The organism is Nocardioides cavernae, from assembly GCF_013410035.1.
GTDB classification, from domain to species: Bacteria; Actinomycetota; Actinomycetes; order Propionibacteriales; family Nocardioidaceae; genus Nocardioides; species Nocardioides cavernae_A.
This window is the reverse complement of record NZ_JACCBW010000005.1, coordinates 152,782-175,040: the sequence shown is the minus strand read 5'-3', so window position 1 is coordinate 175,040 and position 22,259 is coordinate 152,782. Positions and strand designations below refer to the sequence as shown.

Sequence of the window (22,259 nt, the reverse complement as noted above, 5' to 3'; positions counted from 1 at the left end):
GACAGCTGCGTTCATGAGAGCAAACCTGCCGCTGACCTGCGGCTTTGTCGCCTGGGACGCCGATAGCGTCGGCTCCCATCTGCGACCCTCCGCGATCCAAGCGCACCCAAACCGCGCCCTCGAACAATGGGCTTCGATGGGCCACAACCGACCGCAGAGAGCACCCCTGCAGCGCGGCAGAGTCGCCGACCTCCTAGATCGCCAGCACATCGGGATCCAGCGCGATGATCGTCCGCGCGGGGGCCTCCAGCTTCGCCCCGTAGGCGTCCTCGTCGCCGGGGCTCCCGGCGCCTCCGCCCGGGCGGAACAGGTTCAGCAGATTGCAGGTGCCGATCCTCGTCACGCCAGCTCACCTCCCCGCCGAGGACGACAGCACTACGGGCTAGCGGCCTGCAGGTTCTGCAACTTCGCATGGAGTGTGGCGGACAGGGGGCTCATGGCATTTGACGTGCGGTGACCACGGCCCGCTGATGCGCATACCGGCCCGCAAGTTGCGCTCCCTCCGAGGGCACGGATCTACGGATGGCTCGCCTCTTCGTGATGGGCTGCTGCCGCTGGGCACGATTGGTGGCACTCCGGAACCCACCGCGTACCGGCCTCGGTCAAAGCATGAGTCGGGACACCGGACCGAACCATGCGAATAGGGCGTGCCTGCGGGGACACTCTCCGATGCATGCTGGACCCATGGTGGACCGCCGAGACCCCGAATGGGTTACCTGGCCAGAGGCGGCCGAGATCGTGGGCTGCCCTGTGCCCACCATCGACTGATACACCCCCACCGGTCGCATCCAGAAGCGACCACGACACGGTGCCCGTCCGTCGTCAACCGCATTCGGTCGCGGACTTCGCGAAATGGTGGCGACAACGGCAGACCGCACGGGGGCAGCAAACGCCCTGCGCTTGCGCACGCACGTGCTGGGGGCGGCGTCGCCATCCAACTCGGCGCGCCGGCCGAACTACGGAGATATCTCGAGCCTGAGACTGGCCAACCGGCGAGGCAGCCACCCATAGAAGCCGCCTGTCTGCCGGCGGTTCACCCGATTCCCAGTCGAAGTGTCGGTGCTTCCCTGCAGGATGACGGCACTGAGTGCACAAGGGAGAACGCGATGCAGGGTTCCGACAGCTGGCAGGAGACGGCCGAGGACGTCATCGTCACTGGCACGCGCCACGACCTCTTCCGATACCTCACCTCACCGCTCGCCGAGGAGTACCGGGCGATCATGGGGCTGTTCGCCGGCCCGCTGCTCGCCGACCTCTCCCCCGCCGAAGCCGCAACCCAGCTCATCGAAGCCGGGGTCACGTTGACCGAAGAACAGGTCTACGCCCGCTGCGAACGTCTGGAGAAGTGGGGCAACCTCGTCCGCGGCGTCCGCGACACCCACGCCGCCACCGTCCGCGACTTCCACAAGGGCCGCAGCCGATTCCACGCCTCCAAGCTCGGCGGACGGATCCACCGCGACACCGAGGAGATCATGGCCGCCAGCGACGGCGCCCGCGAAGTCGCCCGCGAGCTCCTCGGTAAGACAGTGGACCAGCTCGCCCACATCCTCGACCGGCTGCGGGCTGGTGACGGCGGCGTCCTCACCGACGCCCACATCGAGACGCTCGCCGCCGACGTCACCACCGTGTTCAACAACCAGCGGCTGTTCAACGAGTCGGTCCGCGACTTCTATGCCTACCTCAACCAGATCCTCACCCGCTACGACCTCGCCGGGGAGGAGTACGGCCAGTTCAAGACGATGCTGCTGACCTACGTCGACCTGATCACCGCCGACGTCACTCGGCACGCACCCGCTGTCGTGGACCACCTGACCGCGATCCGCGCACGCCTCGATGTGCTGCTGGCTGCGCGCGCGACCCGCACCGGGCCCCTCACGCACGACGGAACCGACACCGAGACCCTGCCCGGCCGCACCCGCGACGAATGGGAGCAGCTGATCGCCTGGTACACCGGCAGCCACAGCCGCTCCGGGCCCGACACGCTGCGGCTCGCGGCAGACCAGGCGCTGGGACAGCTGCTGACCAACGCCAAACGGATGCTGGCCTCAGCCGGCACCGGACTCTCCCGCCGCGCCGATCTCATCAAGCTCGCCGGCTGGTTCGACAGCTGCGACACCGACACTGCCCACCGGCTCTTCGCCGCCGCGTTCGGCACCTACCCCGCCCGACATCTGCTGATCGGCCCCGCCGAGCCCGACCCTCGCGACGGTGCCGCGACCTCCTGGTGGAACGCCTCCGCGGTCGACGTGCCGATCAGCCTGCGCGACCGCGGCGACCGCGCCGCCCGAGGCCGCACCTCCCCTGTCCCCGACCCTGGCGAGGACCGCGAGACCATCCTCGCGGCCGCCGAAGCCGAGCTCGACGACCGTCGCGCAGCCGCGGCGGAGCTCGTCGCGGCCGCGACCCTCCACGACGCGCATGTCTCCCCCGCCGCCCGTGACCTTGTGCTCGACCGTCTCGGCCACCTGCTCGCCATCCACCAGGACCTCACCGCAACGGTCTCCGTCACCGACGCCGACCTTGCCCTCGTTATTACCGCAGAGCCGGCACCAGATGCCATCACGGTGCTGCACTCTCACGACGGAACCGTCACCATCCACGACCTCCACCTCACCGCCGCCAGCAGCCAAACCCCGTCCAGCGAGGCCCCGCCGACGCTTCGGTCAAGTGAGGAACGAACCGCGTGAGCATCGCCCGCAACGCCTCGCCCGCCGGCGCCGCAGCCACCCACGGCAGCAGCACCGCGACGCATGAGGGCACCGAGCGTCGCCAGGCGGCGTGCGCCCTGCTGAACACGCCGATCCTCCATGCCCTCGATCACCCCGACCAGCTGGCGCTGGTGCGCCGGCACAGCGCCTACCTGCGGCAGCTGTTCTTCAGCCGGGTCGGATACACCCTCATCGTCGAGACCGGGTTCGCCCGGTTGCAGAAGGATCCGCTGGTCCGCAGCACGGTCGTGCGCCCCGCGCTGCGGACCTCCGGGCAGCCGTTCACGGCGCGCACCTACACCTACCTCGCGCTGCTGTCCTCGGCGCTGCTGTCCAACGACGTCGCCGACCAGGTGTTGCTCTCGACGCTGGTCGAGCAGGTCCGCGCCGACGCCGTCACCGCCGGCCTCACCCTCGACGACACCACCGAACAGGCCCGCCACCTCGTCCAGGCGCTCCACCTGCTGATCGGCTGGGGTGTCGTCGCCGAGACCGACGGCACCGTCGCCGGGTGGGGCGCCCGCCACGAGGAGGCTCTGCTCGACGTGAACCGGGCCCTGCTGCCGCACCTGCTGTCCGGCTCACTACGTGACCTCACCGGCCCCGAGCAGCTCCTGACCCGCACCGATGACGTCCTCACCGGTGAGGCACCGCGACGCAGCCTGCGACGCAAGCTCATCGAGAACCCGCTGGTGCGACGCGAAGACCTCACCGACGCCGAACGCGACGTGCTCTCCCGCGAGCGCACCGACCTAGCACGGCGGCTCGATGAGGACTTCGGACTGATTCTCGAGGTCCGCGCCGAAGGGGCGCTGGCCTACGACGTCGACGATGACATCACCGACGTCGCGTTCCCCGGCCGCGGCACCGTCCCCCACGCCGCGCTGCTGCTCACCAACGCCCTCATCGACGTGCTTCGCCCCACCGGGGAGACCCGCGCCGAGGTCGACGGGGTCGCCGTCCCCGGGGTGCTGGCGTCGTGGCCGACGGTGCGCGAGAACGTCGAGCTGATCATCGAGCAGTACGGCGCCAGCTTCGGTGACGCCTACCGCTCCAACGCCGAGACGCTCACCAACGCCGTGGTCGAGCTTCTGAGCTCTCTCAGCCTGGCCCGCCCGGTCGCGGAGGGCCTGGTGCTGCATCCGGCGTGCGCGCGGTACCGGCCCGAGCCGCGGCGGGCACCCGCCACCCGCGCCGCCCGCCGCATGAACGCCGCCCCGAACCCCACGACGACCACCAAACAGCTGAGCCTGCTGCCCACCGAGGAGACCCCATGAGCACCCTGGCGCCCACCGACGCCCTCGGGACCAACGGCACCAGCAGCGTGCCGGTGCATCACCCGGAGCGGTGGCGGCTGCATGGCGCCGGCATCACGATTGTGCGGCACTACTACGACAACACCTTCTCCTTCTCCGGTGGCCGGATGATCCTGCGCGGCACAAACGGGTCGGGGAAGAGCCGGGCGATGGAGATGCTGCTGCCGTTCCTCCTCGACGGTGACCGCCGCAAGATGGACTCCACCGGCTCGGGGAACGTCCGGATGGAAGTGCTAATGAAGGCCGGCGGCGAAGGGCAGCCGAACCGGCTCGGCTACCTGTGGCTCGAGCTCGAGCGCAACGCTCCCCATGACACGGGCACCGCCGAGGCGGTAGACGAGGCGGTAGGTGAGGGCCGGCTCGAGCACCTCACCATCGGAGCCCTGATCCGGTACTCCTCCTCCACGCACGAGGCGAAGGTCTGGTACTTCACCACCCCACTGCGGGTTGGGACCGACCTGATCCTCATCGACGAGCACCGGCAGCCGCTCTCGCGCGACAAGCTCGCTGAGGCGATCGGTGCCGACAACATCACCGACGTCGCGCGGGTGCACCGTGACCGGGTCCGCACCCAGGTGTTCGGGCTGACCGGGCAGGCCGGCGAGGAACGCTACGCCGGGCTGCTGCAGCTGCTCCACACGCTGCGCTCCCCCGACGTCGGCAACCGCATCGACGAAGGCAACCTCCCGCGCATCCTCTCCGACGCGCTGCCGCCGCTGTCGGAAGCGGCACTCGCTGACGCCGGCACCCATCTGGATGCGCTCACCGAGGCCCGCGCCGCCCAGCAGCGCCTCGAGACGGCCCTCGCCCACGTCACCACGTTCCTGGGCACTTACCAGCGCTACACCGCGACGCTGCTGACCTCCACCTCCGAGAACGTCTCCGCGGTCGCGAGGGCCGTGACCAGCGCGGACCGGACGGCCCGGTCCACCGCCGCCGACCGCGACCGGCTGGGACTTGAGGCCGCGCAGGCCGAGACGCAGCTGGCAGAGCTGGAGGAGACCGCCGAGGACCTGCGCGCCACGATCGCCGCCATCAAGCTTTCACCTGCCTACGCGGCAGGCGTCAGCTTGGACAACCTGGCCGGGAAGGTGCAGGCGCTGGCCGCAGCCGCCCGAGGTCGTCTGGACGCCGCGGACTCCGCTCGGGCCACCGAGACCGAGGCGGTCGCCCGCGGCGACATGGCTGCCGGTGAAGTGGTCGCGGCGGCGCTCTCCGCGTCCGCGGCGCTCACCGAGGCCCGCGAGCTGCTGCACCAGGCCCAAGTTCCGGCCGGGGCGCTGCCGGCGACCATCGCCGCCGCCACCAGCCCCGGCCCGGTGCTCATCGAGCCGGTGCGCCGCACCCTGGACTCCGACCCCGAACCCCTGGCGCGCCCGACGCCGGCCGAGCTCACGTCCGTGCCGGAGGATCCGACGGCGGCCGCGGCCACCGCCCGCGAGGTCGCCGCCACCGCTACCGCCCGGGCCGCCACGGCCGGGAACCGCCGCGCCACCGCCCTGAGGCTCGCGGCGGAGAAGGTGAACGTAGAGAAGGCCGATGCCGCCGCAGAGCAGGCCACAGCCCGCCTGGAGGAGGAGCTCGAGGACGCCGACCGGGCGGCCGAGGAGCGCGACAACATCGCCCGTGACCTCGCCGGCGCCTGGCGCAGCTGGGTCACCGACGAGGTCACCGATGGGCTGCTCGGTGCCGTCGACTGGTCTACCACCGCGGTCGGGCCGCTGCTGGTCAGCCTCGATGCCCTCACCGGAGACCCGGCCCACGAGACCGCCACCAACGCCGCCGCCGGGGACGCAGCCGGGGACACGCCTGCAGACGGCTCTGGGGACCGGGTCGACCTCGGCGCCTTGGACCAGGCGGCCCAGGACGCCGCCGGCGCCGCGCGGTCACGGCTGGCCGACCAGGTGGCGCAGTTGAATCTGACCGACCGGCAGGATGCGGAGTCCCGACCCATCCTGAGGGCGGAGCAGGACGACCTGCTCGCGGCCCGCGACCCTGAGCCGCCGGCGGCTCCGTGGGTTCGCCCGGCGGCCGATGGGACGCCACTGTGGCGGTGCGTCGACTTCGCCGACACCGTCGCTGAAGACGACCGAGCCGGCCTCGAGGCAGCGTTGCTCGCCTCCGGGCTACTCGGCGCGACGGTCGACCCGGACGCCGGCCATCTCGTCGCCGTCGACGGGCAGCTGTTGGTCAGCGCAACCGGGCCCGTCGCCGACCGGTCGTTGGGTGCGCTGCTGCGTCCCGATGCCGCCTCCCCCGTCGAGGCCGACGTCGTCGCGGCGGTGCTCGAGCGGATCGGGCTCGGCATCGGGCACTCCACCTGGGTCGAGGTGGATGGAACGTGGGGCAACGGGCCGCTGACCGGTCGCCACACCGTCGCGGCCGCGCGCCACATCGGGGCAGCAGCCCGCGCTGCCCGGCGCGCCGTCCGGCTCGAGGAGATCGCTGCCGAGCTCGCGGCCCTCGACGACGCCGCGGCCGCCCGCCGCACCGAACGCGAGCAGGTCCGGGACGCCCAGCAGAGCTTGCGCGACCACGTGCGGACCGCCCCGGCCAGCTCCGGTCTTGTGGCCGCGCGCCGCCTCGCCGACGCCGCCAGTACTCGGGTCGTTCGGGCCGAGGCGGAGGTTGAGCAGCGACGACGTGCCGCAGAGTCGCTGCGCACCGCCTGGGTGCGCGCCCAGGCCGACCACCGCAGTGCCTGTGACCACACCGCATTGCCCTACGAAGCCGACGCGCTTCTCGAGGTCCGTGACCGGGCCCGCTCCGCCGCGACCGGGTGCACCAAGCTCGCCGACGAACTCTCGGCCCTCGCCCGGCGAGGCGGCGATTACGAGCGGACCCGGGCCGTCGCCGAGGCCCCGACCCGCCGACGTGTCGAGGTCGAGGAGCAGGCTCGCGCTGACTGGTCCCGCTGGCACACCGCCGCCGCGGAGCTCTCCACTCTCGAGGAGACGATGGGCGCCGCAACCGAGGAAGTCCGCGAACGGCTCGCTGACACCGAGGCGGAGCTTGAGAAGGCCAAGAAGCAGCTCGACGGCAGCCGCAAGGAGTCGTCCCGGCTTACCCGCGACGCCGCGGTTGCCGCCGAGCAGGCCGCGGCCGCAGCCACCAAGGTCGACGAGGAGCACGGCCGACTTCTCGAGGCGTTCACCGAGCTCACCGCCCGCCTCGAGCTTCCCGGCGTCGCCGCAGCTGCCACCGGCGGGGACGCGGAGCCGTTGCGCCGTCTCGTCCGCGACACCCTCGGTGACCTCACCGCCGCCGCAGCCGCACGCGTCACCGCCCAGGTGCGCGCCGCCGTGGCCGGGCCCGGTGCGCCGGTGGAGGAGACGGCTCTGGGCCGGGCCCAGCAGACCCTCGAACGGGAGCTGTCGACCAGCTTCGACATCATCCCGACGGTGACCGAAGGGGTGCGGCTGGTCGAGCTCACCGACGCCGAGGGACGCTACCCGATCGCCGAGGCTGCCACCCGGCTCGCAGACAAGGTCGACCGAGCCCGGGCAGCCCTCTCGGACCGGGAGCACACGGTGTTCACCGACGTCGTCATCGGCGGTGTCGGCGAGGAACTGCGCCGTCGGCTCGGGCAGGCCGAGCAGTTGGTCGCAGCGATGAACAACTCCCTGGGCGGCATCTCCACCAGCCACGGCATCCGGGTGAAGCTGCGCTGGAAGCTCGCTGAGGACGTCGGCTCCCCCGTCGCACGAATCAAGGAACTATGCGCAACGTCGGCCGCGATCCGCGCCACGCACGAGACCGACGAGCTGGTCCGGCTGCTGAAGGCCCGCGTCGAGGAGGAGTACATCCTCGACCCGACCGCCGGGTACGCCCACCACCTCAAGAACGCCCTGGATTACCGCCGCTGGCACCGCATCGACATGGTGCTGACGCGGCCCGGCCAAGCCGGGGACGCGCCGGTGACCCGCCGCACCCCCCTGTCTCAGGGAGAACGCCGGTTCGTCTCCTACGTCGTGCTGTTCGCCGCCGTCGACGCCTACCTGTCCGGACTTCCCCACGCCGCCCGGGCGTTGCGACTGATCATCCTCGACGACGCCTTCGCCAAGGTGGACGAACGCACCATCGCCGAGCTGCTCGGGCTGCTGGTCCGGCTCGACCTCGACTTCTGCATGACCGGTCACGCCCTGTGGGGCACCTTCCCCGAGGTTCCGTCCCTCGACGTGTACGAGGTCCGGCGCGTCGACGGCAGCTCGGCGATCACCACCCACATCCACTGGGACGGCAAGACGCGCAATATGCGGGTGGCCCGGTGAGCACACCCGCGCAGGGTCCGACCTCCGGTGCCGGGCCGGGCTCGGAACCGGGTTCGGGGCAGGCAGCGCTGCCGCCGGCGGCACGTGACTACCTGTCTTCGCCGGCGCTGGCGCCGATGTGGTCGGCGGTGCGGGATCGGCTCGAACGCAACGGGCTGGCCGCTCGAGGCACCGTCACCGTCACCGTGGATGACGCCGGAGCCGAGATGCTCGCCGGGCTGCTGCGGGCACCGGTCTCCGGCGGTGAGGTGAAGGTGCGCCTCGACCGGCTCGATGCGGCCCTGCGTGGGTCGGTGGCCGCACGTGGGCTGCTGTCCGTCACGGAACTGCTGCACGGGCGTCTGGTCGACAGGAAGGCGCGCCGCCAGCAGCAGGCCACGCAGACCGCGACGGTGTGGGCCTATCTGGAGGAGCAGCTCACCGCCGTGGGGTTGGCCGGCTCCGACTGGGTCGGCGAGTGGACTGCGGGGATACGTCGGGCGGGGCTGCTGGCTCGCGCCGGCGCGGAGGTCGAGGTGGTCATCAGGCACAGCTGTGCGGTCCTTGCCGAGCTTGCCCCCATGCTGTCGAGCGACTCGGCCGATGTGGGTGCGCTGCTGCCGCGGTGGGAGCTGGCGCAGCTGGCCTCCCAGGTCACGGGCAGCGCCCATGGACTCGACGACGGGACGGCGGCCGCGGCATTGGTGCTCCGCGCGGCCGCCGCCGCGACCGGTCAACCAGTCCCGGCCACCGCGGCCGCACGGCGGGAGCTGTGGGCCCGCGTCGGGGTGAGCCCCGACGCGGTCTCCGGGACGGTGCTGGGCTGGGGCATCCGCCCACCCGGGCCGGGACCGTGGGCGGCGATGATGCGCACCCGGGCGGACCTCGGGCTGGTGACGCACGTGACCCTGCAGGAGTGGCGCGCGGCTGCCGCCGCGACCGCGTGGGGGGCCCCGGGCGACCGTGTGTGGTTGTGTGAGAACCCGCAGGTCCTCCAGGCTGCGGCGGCAGCGGCGGTACCCGGGCCGCTGCTATGCGTGGGCGGGAACCCCTCGACCGTGGGTGTGCTGACCATCGACGCTCTGATCGCCGCGGGTGTGGAAGTCCGCTACCACGGCGACTTCGACGTCGCCGGTGTCGCGATCGCCGCCCGGCTGCACTCCCGGGGCGTGCTGCCGTGGCGGATGGCCGCGGCCGACTACCTCACTGCGGTTGAGGCCAGATCAAGAAGCACCCTTCCCGCGTTAAACGGGTCGGTCACGAAGACACCCTGGGACCCGGAGCTCACCACCGTGATGAACACGCATCGGGTCGCTGTTCACGAAGAGGCGATCCTCGACACGCTGCTGGGCGACCTCCTTTAGTCCGGATGCCGGCTCGACGCGCTCACGGACTCGCGGGCTATACCGGCGGGCAGCAGGAACTCTCGGGCGACGTGTCGACCCGGGCTCCGCGGGACGTCCCGCGCTCACCGCCACAGCGGATAGTCCGTAATGCGCCGGTCGCACTCGCTAGGGTTCTGAGCCAGCGGCCGAGATTTCGGCCGCCACAGGCAGAAGGCAGCACATGCCAGGCGGGCACTTTGCGGAGAGCGGGGGCCGAGTGCGTGTTCGACGACTCTGGATCCAGAACTTCCGAGGCATCAGATCTCTCGACTGGAGAATCCCTCCCGACCAGCGACTGATCGCACTCGTTGGCCCCGGGGACAGCGGCAAGTCGACCATCCTCGACGCTATCCACTATCTCCTCGGCGACCGCTGGAATATCCCCTTCGCGGACACCGACTTCCACGGCGCAGACGTCGAAGCGCCCATCGCCATCACCGCGCTCACCATTGACATCCCTGCCGACTTGAAAAAGGACACGGCGCTCGGGTTGTGGATGTCCGGCGTCGATGCCGCAGGAGAGCTGTATCAGGTTCCTGAGGACGGACTGGAGCCTGCGCTCCTGGTCCGTCTTACCGTCGACGCAAGCCTCGAACCGAGGTGGTCCATCCTTCGAGCAGACGGCTCTGGTCAGTTCCTCACATCGACCCAGCGTCGCGCGTTTTCAACGTTCAAGGTCGACGACCGCGCGGACGCTCAGCTTCGGTGGAGCCGCAACTCGCCGCTCGGCCGGATGTCGTCCAACGACGGCGGCGAGCGAGCCGCTCTGGCGGCCGCATCCCGAGCAGCTCGCGAAGCTCTCGTCGACCACGAGCACTCATCACTGAGCGACTTGGCCACAAAGGTCCAGGAGCGCACCAACCAGATTGGCGGCGGAAGCTTCAGTGACATCAAACCCGGCCTCGATACATCCCGCTCGTCCATGGGCGCCGCCCTAGCGCTGTACGAAGACGTGGTTCCCCTGACTAGCTACGGGTTGGGTAGCCGGCGCCTGGCCAGCCTTGCCGTGCAGCAACTGGCGGCCGGCAGCCGCTCGGTAGCGGTCGTCGACGAGATCGAGTCCGGTCTCGAGCCGCACCGGGCCGTCAGGCTCCTGACCTACCTGCTCGGCGATGACAACTACGCGCAGGTCTTGGTGACCACGCATTCCCCAGTCATCGTCGAGCAAGCCACGATTGAGAATGTGGCGACCGTGCAGAACCAAGCTGGGTATGTCACAGTCACAGCGCTCGGCGGTAGCGAAGAGGTACTCCAGCGGTTGCGACGCGCTCGTCCGTCATCGTTGCTTGCTCGCCGGGTCATCGTGGCGGAGGGTAAGACCGAGCACGGAGTCCTGCTCGAGTTCCTCGACGCCTGGGACGAGGCCCGGACTCACTTCGGCTACTCGACCTCTGCGGGCGAGGGCGTCGCCATCCAGGACGGGAACGGCGGCACCGAGGTTCCGCTCCGATCTCACGCATTGGCAGGGCTCGGCTTCACCGTAGCGGCGTTGTGCGACAACGACGACAGGGCCGTAGACGGTCCCCTCGCTACCGCGCAGGCCGCCGGCGTCACATGCATCCGCTGGGAGCACGGACACAACATCGAGACGCAGATCTGCTCCCACCTCGACGAGCAGGGACTGATCGACCTTCTCGCCCTTGCGGTCGAGCGTCGCAACAGCGTGAACACGGTGCTCGACGACATCAACTCAGTCGTGCCCGGTCGCCCGTTCACCTCTCTGGCCGTCGACGACTGGCTCCTGATCTACGACATGGCGGACATTCGGGCATGGGTCGCCCAGGCGGCCATCTCCAGGAAGTGGTTCAAGGACGTCCCCAGCGGTCGCGACCTCTGCCGCTGGATCCTCAACCGGTACCAGGACCCGCAGGTCGCCTCCACGGTTGCGCGACTGGAGCAAGTCCGTGTCTTTGTCTACCCCGATCCGCCCGCCGGCAGCGAAGAGGACATGGCTGGCCAATCGGGCACTGGGAGCGAACCCGCCGGTGAATGAAGATCTCCGTGCACATGCCGCGGCCGTCTTGGCGGCGGCACCCTGCTCGGTCGAGATGCCCGCAGGGACAGGCAAGACCCACCTCCTCGGCACCGCAGCCGCGGTAGCCGCCGACGAGGGCCACCGGTCGCTGGTGCTCACCCACACCAACGCGGGCGTCGACGCCATCCGCAAACGACTCCGGAAGTTCGGTGTCCCGCCGGCGATGGTTCGCGTCGACACGCTCACGAGCTGGGCGTTCACCCTGTCGCGCTCCTACTCCACCATCGCCGGCGTGATAGTCAGCGAGCTGCCCGACTGGACGCAGTCGACGGCCTACCTCAGCGGTGCAGGCGCGGTCGCGCGCTCGAGGGCGATCGCGGACATGCACGCGGCGAGCTTCGACTACTTGTTCATCGACGAGTATCAAGACTGCTCGCTCGTGCTGCACGACTTCGTCCTCGCGCTGGCCGAAGCCACACCCAGGACCGTGGTGTTCGGCGACAGACTGCAAGGCATCTTCACCTTCGACGGTCCGATGGCCAATTGGGACCATCACGTACTGACGAACTTTCCCCACCACCACATCCCGGTCCACCCACACCGATGGACTCACCACAACACCGAACTCGGTGCCTGGCTCCTCGAGACTAGGACGCTTCTCACCGCTGGCAACACATTCGACTTCGCGCACCACGAGGTCCCCGGACTGACCTTCGTCCAGGCAGTGGGCCCGACCGCCCTGGCCCAGGTAGCCCACGGCTTCCGCGACTTCAACGAGACGGTCGTACTCTTCGATAAGTGGCCCCGCGACGTGGCCGGTCACGCTAGTCGGCTCGGGGGCAGCTACACCGTAATGGAGGACATCAGCGGCAACTTCATGCGAGACATGCTCCGCGACGTTCCCGCACCAGGGGATCCACAGATCGCGCGATGGTTCGCTGGGTTTGCCAAGGGCTGCGTGGTCGGTCTGGCCGGCGTTGACGGTCCCGTCCTAAGCCGACTCGCACGCGGGGAAACGGTGAGCCACTATCAGCGCGACGGCATCTCCGAGGTCCTCGCCGCCCTCGACGCACTGCTGACGAACCCGACCTACGAACAGGTCGCCGTCGCCGCCGCGGTGGTGCGAAACACTCCCGGGCTGCGCGTCTACCGCTGGGAGGCCTGGAACGACACTCGAGAGGCGCTCACGCTGACGTCAACTAGCGGCGAGCCACCCCTCGACAACCTCGCCCGGGTCAGGGACCGCGTGCGACGATCTGGGCGGCGCTCCGAGAGCCGGATTGCATCGAGGACCCTGCTAGTCAAGGGGCTCGAGTACGACCACGTCATCATCGCCGACGTCAGCAAGATGACGGACCCTTGCAATCTCTACGTCGCGCTGTCTAGGGCCCGAAAGAGCGTCACCATCCTCGGCAGCAGCTCGCGCATCCTGCTCAGAGCAGGCGGCTGATGGCCGCCGGGCGCATGATCGGCGATCCAGCGTCCGAGCATTAGTCGCGATCCAAGCCCCCGGTGAACGGGTCAGCTGGCGCGATTCTTGGCACACGATTCGCACAATCGGGTGCCTGATCGACGCCTACTGAGCGCCAACTTGTGTCCCCCCGGCCGTCAGAACATGCAGGTCAGCGGCCTGATCGTCACCCTTAGCCGAGGAGTTCACGTGCTACTACGACATCTACCGAGAGCAATCCTGAGCTCCGCCCCTGCGACGGCATCTCGCGGTCATTAGCCCGTCACCCTGTTGTCTTGGATCAGTGCGTGGCCCGTCAGTTGGACCTGCGCGTCAGCGCAGGGCATCGGCGGCGACCGCCGCCTCAATCTGTGGACTGGTCTTCCCCGAGTGCGCGCCAGCCGGGGTCGAACGCGAAGTAGTCCGCCGACGCGATGGGGTTCTGGATCGCTGTCACCCGCGCCTGTTCGGGATCCTCGGGGTGTTCGACGACGTAGAGCCAGAACTCGTCGCCGAGTTCCCGGTTCATGTCGATCTGACTGTCTGACACTGGAACTCCGCGGTCCGGCCAGTCCCGTGCAGTTGCCTTGACCTCGATGATCCGACGATCTGAGCCATCCGGGCGATAGGAAATGACGTCGAAACCTTTGTTGTTGTGCGGCTGCGGCTCGGCAGTGCGCCCGCGCGCTTCCTCGTACTCAACGACCCGATCCACGCCGTGCTCCCCGAGCTTGATCGCCCTAGCGTCCTGTCGTTCAGCCATTCGGGCTTCGCGACTTCCCGCCGCGGCGACATAGCTGAAGAAGCGTGAGATGGGTTGGGAGCCGGGCTTGTCGCCATCGATCCCTCTGGATACGGAAGGCGTACCACTCGCGGCACTCGACGAGGTGCTCTTGCCGCGCGAATGCCTTGCCGTTTGGGAAGCTTCCCGCCCCTCATCTGGCGACTCGGCGGCTTCCGGTAAACGCTCGGCATCTCCTACTCGTCCTGCCTGGCCACTCATCTCCCGTTCCTGCTCGTGACCCTGGCTGTTGGACGACGAGGTGCGCATATCTTGAGCGTCAGCTTCAACGCCTGCCGCCGCCTGGTCCTCGGGCACGTCGTCAAGACCTTCGTGGCTCCGATCGGGATCCGACTCGAGTCCAGCGGCGCAGTCCCACCCTAAGCGATCGTGCAGGTCGATTGATTCGACTTCGGCGCTCAGAACCTCCTCCGCGCCCTGGACGTCTTCGTCGGAGATGTGGCGGGCGTGGAGATAGTTCTGGCGGCCCCGAGGGCTGGCATCCAGCAGGAGGGCGAACGCGTCGCCCAACGGAACATTGAGGTAGTTGGCGAGACGAAGGCCGAACGCGGACCAGTCCGGCTCGCCCTCGTCGACTGCCAAGTAGGCGGTGCCCTCGTGAATGAATGCACTAGCGCCGACGGTCTGGCGTGGCGAGTGACCCTTCAGCGCGTACTTCAAGCCGAGTTCCGAAGTACACACGAGTTGGAGGGCTCGGAGTCCTCGGGCGATCTCGTCACGCCGTGTGCCATAGTCCGCCGCCGCGGTGGCAAGCAGGGCGGGCGCGACTTCGTCCAGCCGCATGCTCACGAATCGCTCGGCATCCTCCAGCCGATCGACAGGCTTTGGGGTTACCTCGACCCGTTCGTCCAGGATCGGGATCTCGAGGGACGTGAGAACCAGTGGCAAGTGACTGTCACCGGCGTAAACGGCAACAGTGTCTGCCCACACCTCTGCTAGCAGCGGATCGCGGATCATGAAAGGACGCCGGACGAATCGGAGTGCTCCCCTGACTCGGGCAACGATCGGCACTGACCCGTGCTCCAGACTCCCCGTCCCCTCGGCGCCCTCCAATTGAGCGAACAGCCAGGCACCGGCCGCCGCGACATCCTCCGAGAGCGAGGGAAGCTCCTCGCTCTCCTGCTCCAACCGCTCGAGGAGTTTGACGACCGCAGGCGCGTCCGCCCTGGCCGCATCCACGAGGCCGAGGACTTCAGCCATGCCCTGGGTGGGTCGCGGGGCATGGACAGCCAGCGTGGTGAGCAATGCCGTCACTGCGGCGGGAGATCCTGGTGCGGGACGCCACACGTCACTCGGCGCGGCAATCACGTGCCGACCAGAGCGGATAGCCGGGATCCAGGCCTCCGTCTTGAGCAGGACTCCCGCTGCCGAGTCGAAACTGCGGTCGCGCGGGTTCCTATCTACCTTGTGGGCACCGGCAGTGCAGCGCCAGGTGGCGACCAACGCCTCACGGTAATAGGAGTCCCAGTCAGCCACGACATGTCGCCACAGCACCGTCAGGCGCAGGGCGTCCCCGCTCTCGATGATGGCATCGGCTCTATCAATCATCGGTGCCGACTGGAGCCTCTGACTCTGAGGGTGACCCTGCGGGCAAACGCTCGCTTGCGCGAAGGCCTGACCGTATCGCCAGGAACTTGGACCGTCGTGGGGGCCTAACTCGACGACCGCCGGACGAACCTGGACACCCATCCATTCGTAGAACGAGAAATCCGCCTCCGGGTCCGTCGAGTCGACCGCCAGAAATTCGGCATATCCAAATGGGCCATAAAGCGCCTCCAATTCGGCACCCGCTAGCCAGTCGGACCCGAAGTAGACGTCGTAGGCGGGGAGAAACGCAACGCCATCCGTCACGCCTGCGTCGCGCGCCGGCAGAAGGGTCTCGCGAACGGCATCGCGGATCTCGCGGTCACCGGCGCCTTCGCCTCGAATAGAGTCGAAGTAGCTTCGCAGAGTCGCGAGCGCGTCGCGTCGCTCCGCTTCGTCGAGGTCAAGGTCCGTCAGACGAGGCATCAGGAAGTCCGTGACGAGTGCACGCCACGTCAACGGCTCCATCTCTGCTCGCTCGAGTAGGTCCACGACACCCTCCACGTCGGGAAGGTCGGCAACCGGGATGTGGAGCCCGGGCGGGAACTCTTCTTCGGCCCGTTGGCGGGGAAGGAAGGGCTTCGGGTCGTCCGCTGGCCGCACCCAATCGCCGTCCTGCAGGCGGACGCACTTGCATCCCCTGAGTCCTGCGCCGAACAGGTAGCCCGCCGTGTGCGACCACTCCACCAGAAAGTCGTAGTAAATCGTGGCGTCGGAGTCAGGCCCTGGCTCCAGCAACGACAGGGCGCTTTGCTCATTCAACTCCCGGCACTCGAACTCGCTCACAAGGAGCGTGCGCGATCGCTGGCCGCCCTCAACCTCCGGCTGGACGAGCTCGGGTAGTGCCAGCCAGACGTGAACATCGGCAACAGAAGGCACCGAATCGGGCAAGAGCCACACATCGGCCGGCGCGCGCAGTTCACCGTCCTGACACGGAATCCATGCGACGTCGCGGAGCTCATCGAATAGTGCAGCGATCACCCCTTCTCCTGTGTGGGTTGCTGGCCCATGGGGAGCGAAGACATCGACCGTGGCCGCGCCTCCGAAACGGCCAGTCAGGTCCGGGACAACGGCGTCTGCCACGAACTCAGCGAGTTCCTTGGCAAGCCAGTCGTTGTACATGCCCGCTGGCCCTGACGACGCGATCCGGCGACGGTCGAGCTCGACCTGGAAGTCAGCATTAAAGATGATCGAGAGCCCCGTTTCTTCCTCTGTCGGGAAGTACACGTGAAGTGGCTCGGCCGCCGTCGCTCGAGGCTGACCGGTGTCGTCGAGCGGCACCGCGGCTGCGATCCGCACAGCCTCGACCTGACGCCACGCCTTGCCGAGCTCGGAGACCAGGTCATGGTCCGGGATCGGAACAATGTTGCGGTAGAGCACGAACTCCTCGGACCGATCATCGGCCTGGAGGATCACGTACTGTTGGTTGTCGTCGCCCTCACGGAGAGCCTGTGCATAAAAGTCTGATGTGGTGCCGACCAGTTCGAGTGACTCTGCGGCATCCAGGAACAGGAGGAGCCGAGGGACGATGGTTTCGGCAACGTGGGTGACGGCGTCCTCTGCCGCGGCGTCGTCGCGGAAAGGGAGCCTCATGACGGTACTGAAGCCCCCAGCCTGCAGATCCGAGACAGCGGCGACGTCTGCGCCGAGATCCGCGTCCGACAATTCGAACGGGAAGGCGTAGTCAGGGAGCGGGAAGTCGTCATCCAGGGTCCGCCCGACAATCGCCTCGACCTCCCGGCGGAGACGTGCACGGTCGAAGCAGAACCGGAGTTCACCCGAGATGATCTGCGGGGTGTTTGTAATCTCCGCGACCGACTTGAATCCCAATCCCTTATAACCCACGCTCTTGCGAGGGTCTTTGGACGATTGCGCGAGGTCGCAGATCGCCCCGACCTGCGACGTTCCGAACCCTGCACCCGTGTCGCCCACCAGTAGGGCGGAGTCGGTAACCACGAACTTGATGTGTGCCGCCGCTGCACCCTCCGTGGCCACTGCGTCATTCGCGTTCTGGACGAGTTCCAGGGGGTAGCGACCCGCATACTGCTCGCGGACGATCTCCGCACCAGCATCACGCTGGCGTAGCGCCCGAAGTGCCGATTCGACGCGGCCGGCCTTCACTTCGGAGCGGAGGGCGTCAAGCCCGTCAGTGGTAAGGCTGCGTACCAGATCGATCGGACTCGCCATTTGCGGACCTATGACGCCGGATAGTCGGGCGAGAGCTCAACGAGAACCTCGGGGTCGTGCCCGAAGAAGTAGTCGACCTTCAACGCGTTGAAGTGGGCCTCTCCGAACTTGATCTTCCAGCCTTCGGCTTCAAACCGGAGCTTCTCGATGTCCGGTCCGCCCTTCGTCTCGCGCACGAGATACAGGAATTGACCCACAGTCTCTTCGCGGACGAACGCCCAGTCAGGGTTGTAGTTGCCTAACGGCGTCGGGATCTTGAACCACTCCGGCAACTTCACGAAGAGCGGGACGTCCACGCGCTTGTCTAGGAACTGTGCGAACCGCTCCTCCACGTCCGAGTCGCAGACAACGTGGTCGGTCACGCTCTTCTCGACCGGAACTACCCGCGGCGCCACCGTTTCGTCCTGGTGACGCTCCCGGAAGAGATCGACGGACCAGGACTCCCCCGCCGGCTCGTAGACGATGCCGTCCGTCAGCTGGTTGTACAGCGCTTGGTTGATCGACTCCGCAACCTCGTCGATGAAGACCGCAGGGTTCCTGGTGACTTGGTCCAACCGATCACATTCCCGAAGGATGCGGACGATCGTTGCCCTCGATAGGGGAAGCCGTCGACACAGCTCCCCGACGACGTCGGGCATCTTGCGCTCGCTCTCGAGCTTCATCGCGCCGCGGTCGCGGAGGTCGGAGCCGGTGAGCCCCGCTGCCCCCATCTCTACGACATCCTTCGACACTCGGAACTTGACGGGCTCGAGGTCCGGAAGAGCGTTGATGCGCTTGACGGCGTCGCCGACGACATCATCCGACGAGAAGTGCAGCTTGTACGAGGTCCGTGGCGAAATGCGCTCCCAGAGTTGAGCGAACAGCGGTGAGCCGAGGACCTCTTCCTTGAGCCGCAGCTTCTTCTTCTCGCGGAGGTTGACGACGCGGCCCGTGAACGCGACTCCCGTCTCCTCCTCGATCTCCTTCTGGAGGGCCGAGGCGAAAGTGGAGAACGACTCCTTGGCGATGACGGTCAGGAGGTTGACCTCTTCGACATGGCAGCGCTCACCGTTCTCCATGACGGGGAGTCGAAGACCGCGGCCCACCTGCTGGCGCTTCCGCATGGTCGACTTGCCGTCCTGCAGGTTGCAGATCGTAAACACGTTTGGGTTGTCCCAACCCTCTGCAAGCGCGGAGTGGCTGAAGATGAACCGGAGCGGCTCGTCGAAACCGAGCAGTTCCTCCTTCTTCTGCATGATCCGCTCGAAGGCGTCGGCTGCGTCCTTGGAGTCGGGGCGCGCCTCCTTCGCCACACCTCGTGCCGTCACAGCGAAGTAGCCGTCGTGGACGTCTTCTACCGCCGGCATGGTCAGTGCACGGAATCGCCCGTCGCCGAGCAGCCGCGCGTACTCCTCCTCGAACCAGACACGCAGTTTGGCGTCCTCCGGCGCATAGTGATCGACCTTCTCGATGAAGAAGAGCGTCAGCGGCTTGATCCGCGCCGAGATCTGTCCGCGGCGCTTCTGGAGAAGGAGCTGCAACTCCTTCTCAAAGTGACTCTCGATCGCCTGGCGCAGCATCAACCTCAACTGCTGCTCGTCGGCCTCCGATGTCGAGGAACCAGCCGCCACCTTGCGCCCGTTGCCGAACTCGACGACACCGGCCTCGGCATGGATGTCCTCGACCGCCCACCCCTGATAGAGGTCGCGTCGACCGCTGAGTTCGAACAGGTCGTCGTCCTTGCGAAGAGTCACGCGCGTCGGCTTTGTTCCCTGGCGCGTGGCCTTGTGGATGATCGCCGTAGCCGTGACGCCTGTCGGGGTGGCGTTGATCTTCGAGATCTCGACGTACGCCTCGTTGAGATCAGCATCCTTGGTGATCGAGAGGACTCCGATCCTCTTCACCAGCCTGGCCGCGTACGCATCGACGGGCGTCAGGCGGTATACGAGATGGGCCTTCGGGAGCCCGCTCTTTTCCGTCGGTGGCGTGGCCGAATACGCCACGCGGAACAGCGGCTGGAGCTCATCGATCGCCGGCTTCTGCGTCGGCCCGTCCAGGCTCTGCGGTTCGTCCATGATCACGACGGGTCGGCAGGCGCGCAGGAACTCGATGGGCGCATAGCCGTTCATCGCGTCCGTTGGGCGGTGGATGACACGGTTGTTCGCGTCACCGGTCATCGCTGCGATGTTGATGACCATGATCTGGAGGTGGGACGCCGTCGCAAACTGGCGAACTCGGGTCAGCGCGTTGCTTTCATAGACGTAGTAGTCGTACTGCAGCCCGTCGTAGATGTCCCTGATGTGCTCGCGGAGCAGCTTCAGGCTCGACAAGACACCCTCGCGGATGGCCACGCTGGGTACGACGATGACGAACTTGTTGAACCCGTACTGGCGGTGCAGCTCCGCGATCGTTCGGAGATAGACGTACGTCTTGCCGGTGCCGGTCTCCATCTCGACTGAGAACTCGAGAGGCATCTCCCCCGACTCCAGGGCGCGGCGGAGGGGCTCGGCGACCGAAGGAACGACGGAACCATCCTCGAGCTCGATGGTTCGGTCCTGGATGCGGCGAAGGTTGGTTCGGACAGTCTCCGGTGCCAGAGCAAGCGAGTTGCCGAAGACCAACTCCTGGAACGACTCGAGGGTTCCCTCGTCGCCGAACCCTGGTACCGCTACGCCCTGCTGCATCGACTCCTGGCCGGCAAACAGCTCTACGACGCTGTCAATAGCGTCGCGCTGGTACTGCTGGTTGGCGTCGAACTTGATATCGACAGCCATCAGACCGTCTTCACCGTGATGCCGAGGTTCTTGGCGTTCGTGAATGCGTTGGTCTTAACCGCGTCACGTCCGGCAAATCCATCTTCAAGGAAGACTAGAACCCGTGGCTCGAGTGCGATGGCAGCGCTCGCGACGGCCTCGGTGACGTCGAGGCTCAGCACAACAGCGACGCCATCGGCCGAGATGACCTCAGCGGAGTCAGCCTTGTCGCGGGTCCACCGGGCGTCGAGAGCAACACCCTCCTTGAGAAGAATCTCTCCGGCGAGCTCTTCCATCACATGGTCGCCATCGTCCAACGTCGACTCGCGCAGATCGAAGAGGTCCTCCGGGTCCGCCGAGGTCTCGTCGCGGAAACAGCTCGGACTGAGGCGGAAGGAGCGAAGCCCGGATTCCTTGACCTCGGCGGCACAGGCCGATAGCCGTGCGCGCGTGAGTTCGGCGATCGAAGAGTATGGACCGGCGTCCGTGGGCTCCGGCAACTGCACAAGTACGAATCGGCGGCCGGACCCGCCCTCCGAGTCAAGCTCCAGGACGGCCTGGCCCGTTGTCCCGGAACCAGCAAAGAAGTCCAGCACCAGGTCCCCAGGCTCCGTAACCTGGTCAACCAAGGTGCGCACTAGTTCGAGCGGCTTCGGGAAATCGAAGAACTTCCCTCCAAGCAGCTTGGTCAGCTCGCGGGTCGCCGTGTAGTTGTAGCCGGCCACGTCGGACTCCAGCCACGTCGAAAACCCCGTTCGCTCGGACCGAAGATCCGCCAGAAACTTCTTCTCGCGCGGCCGTCCGTCAGGCTTTCTCGGAAACAGAATCCTCCCCTCGGCGATGAGAGCATCAACCGTCGCCTTGGCCTTGGCCCAGCCCCGATCCGGGTGAGGCGGATAGGCCCGGCCCGTCTCGGGATCGACAATGTCGTAGTGGAGATTGGGGCGGGCCTTTGCGTCTGCCAAGCCGGTCAGGTTCTCGCTGGTCCACGGCCCTCGCGGATCGTCGTCGGGGTTCTTGTACTTCGTCAGGTCGATGTCTGCCCCACGCAGCGCCGAGCCCAAGCTCCGCCCGTACAGCAGCACGTACTCGTGATCCGACGAGACCCGCGACTTGTTGCGGCTGTCAGGGGTCTGGCGACGGCGCCACACCAAGGTGCCCATGAAGCATTCAGGGCCGAAGATCTCATCGAGCAGGGCCCGCAGATTTGCGAACTCGTTGTCATCGATTGAAACCGCGAGGACGCCGTCCTGGGTGAGGAGATTTCGAGCCAGTACCAGTCGCGGGTACATCATCGACAGCCAACGGGAATGCAGCCGGCCCACACTGTCAACGGCTGCCGACCTACGATTTCCGGTCTCGTCGAGCTGACCCGTGAACTCCAGGTATGCGGTCAATCCGTCGCTGAAGTCGTCCGGGTACACAAAGTCATTACCAGTGTTGTACGGCGGGTCGATATAGATCAGCTTGATCTTGTCGTTGTAGGCCTTCTGCAGGAGCTTCAGCACCTCGAGGTTGTCGCCCTCGATGAACGTGTGGCGCGCTTCGTCGAAGTTCGTCGACTTGTCGAACTCGGGCAACAGCGCTCCGCGACTCGGAGCCAGCAGCGAGCGGACCGCCCCCTGCTTGCCAGCCCACATAAGACCGAAGCGCTCGCGCCCATCTGCAGGCGCGGCGACCTCGGTGTCGAGCAACTCGCCCAACCGGCCGGCGTCGAGGATGCCGTCGGCGAGGACGCCCGGGAACAGGTCCTGGAAGGCAGCCAACTTCTCGGCTGCCAGATCCGGCGACTCCAGTTCGACCTTCACCACTTCGTCGCTCATGCGCTCCCAATCTCTCGTCAGACGTGCAACCAGCAGGCTAGTGCCGA

At 67.4% G+C, this 22,259-nt stretch carries 10 protein-coding genes; 6 read left to right on the top strand and 4 right to left on the bottom strand.

Annotation, left to right across the window (positions count from 1 at the left end):
• Window positions 1-193: 193 nt before the first annotated feature.
• A complete protein-coding gene (locus tag F4692_RS18965) occupies window positions 194-343 on the bottom strand; it encodes a hypothetical protein (RefSeq protein WP_179621295.1) in 150 nt (49 codons plus the stop codon).
• 763 nt (window positions 344-1,106) lie between these two features.
• Here F4692_RS18965 and F4692_RS18960 point away from each other — a divergent pair.
• From F4692_RS18960 to F4692_RS18935, 6 genes are all read left to right on the top strand, one after another.
• Entirely contained in the window at window positions 1,107-2,687 is a 1,581-nt protein-coding gene (locus F4692_RS18960; protein ID WP_179621294.1) for a DUF2397 domain-containing protein, read from the top strand.
• Window positions 2,684-3,985, top strand: a complete 1,302-nt coding sequence (locus F4692_RS18955) for a TIGR02678 family protein (protein ID WP_218858781.1) — start codon at window positions 2,684-2,686, stop codon at window positions 3,983-3,985. The genes F4692_RS18960 and F4692_RS18955 overlap by 4 nt, the downstream gene beginning before the upstream one ends.
• A complete protein-coding gene (locus tag F4692_RS18950; RefSeq protein WP_179621293.1) occupies window positions 3,982-8,295 on the top strand; it encodes a TIGR02680 family protein in 4,314 nt (1,437 codons plus the stop codon). Before F4692_RS18955 ends, F4692_RS18950 begins: the two co-directional genes overlap by 4 nt.
• A complete protein-coding gene (locus F4692_RS18945) occupies window positions 8,292-9,638 on the top strand; it encodes a TIGR02679 family protein (RefSeq protein ID WP_218858780.1) in 1,347 nt (448 codons plus the stop codon). Before F4692_RS18950 ends, F4692_RS18945 begins: the two co-directional genes overlap by 4 nt.
• A 238-nt stretch (window positions 9,639-9,876) precedes the next feature.
• Complete coding sequence (locus tag F4692_RS18940; protein ID WP_179621292.1) at window positions 9,877-11,652, top strand: ATP-dependent nuclease; 1,776 nt, start codon at window positions 9,877-9,879, stop codon at window positions 11,650-11,652.
• Window positions 11,645-13,084: a UvrD-helicase domain-containing protein gene (locus tag F4692_RS18935; RefSeq protein ID WP_179621291.1), complete on the top strand. Its 1,440-nt coding sequence runs from the start codon at window positions 11,645-11,647 to the stop codon at window positions 13,082-13,084. The genes F4692_RS18940 and F4692_RS18935 overlap by 8 nt, the downstream gene beginning before the upstream one ends.
• A 364-nt stretch (window positions 13,085-13,448) precedes the next feature.
• On the opposite strand, the gene F4692_RS18930 is transcribed toward F4692_RS18935, so the two are convergent.
• From F4692_RS18930 to F4692_RS18920, 3 genes are read right to left on the bottom strand one after another with little or no spacing between them, the layout of a single operon-like run.
• Complete coding sequence (locus F4692_RS18930; protein ID WP_179621290.1) at window positions 13,449-17,657, bottom strand: protein NO VEIN domain-containing protein; 4,209 nt, start codon at window positions 17,655-17,657, stop codon at window positions 13,449-13,451.
• Window positions 17,658-17,665: 8 nt separating this feature from the next.
• Window positions 17,666-20,410, bottom strand: coding sequence for a restriction endonuclease (locus F4692_RS18925; protein ID WP_179621289.1), 2,745 nt, complete (start codon window positions 20,408-20,410; stop codon window positions 17,666-17,668).
• A complete protein-coding gene (locus tag F4692_RS18920; protein ID WP_179621288.1) occupies window positions 20,410-22,212 on the bottom strand; it encodes a site-specific DNA-methyltransferase in 1,803 nt (600 codons plus the stop codon). The genes F4692_RS18925 and F4692_RS18920 overlap by 1 nt, the downstream gene beginning before the upstream one ends.
• Window positions 22,213-22,259: the final 47 nt, after the last annotated feature.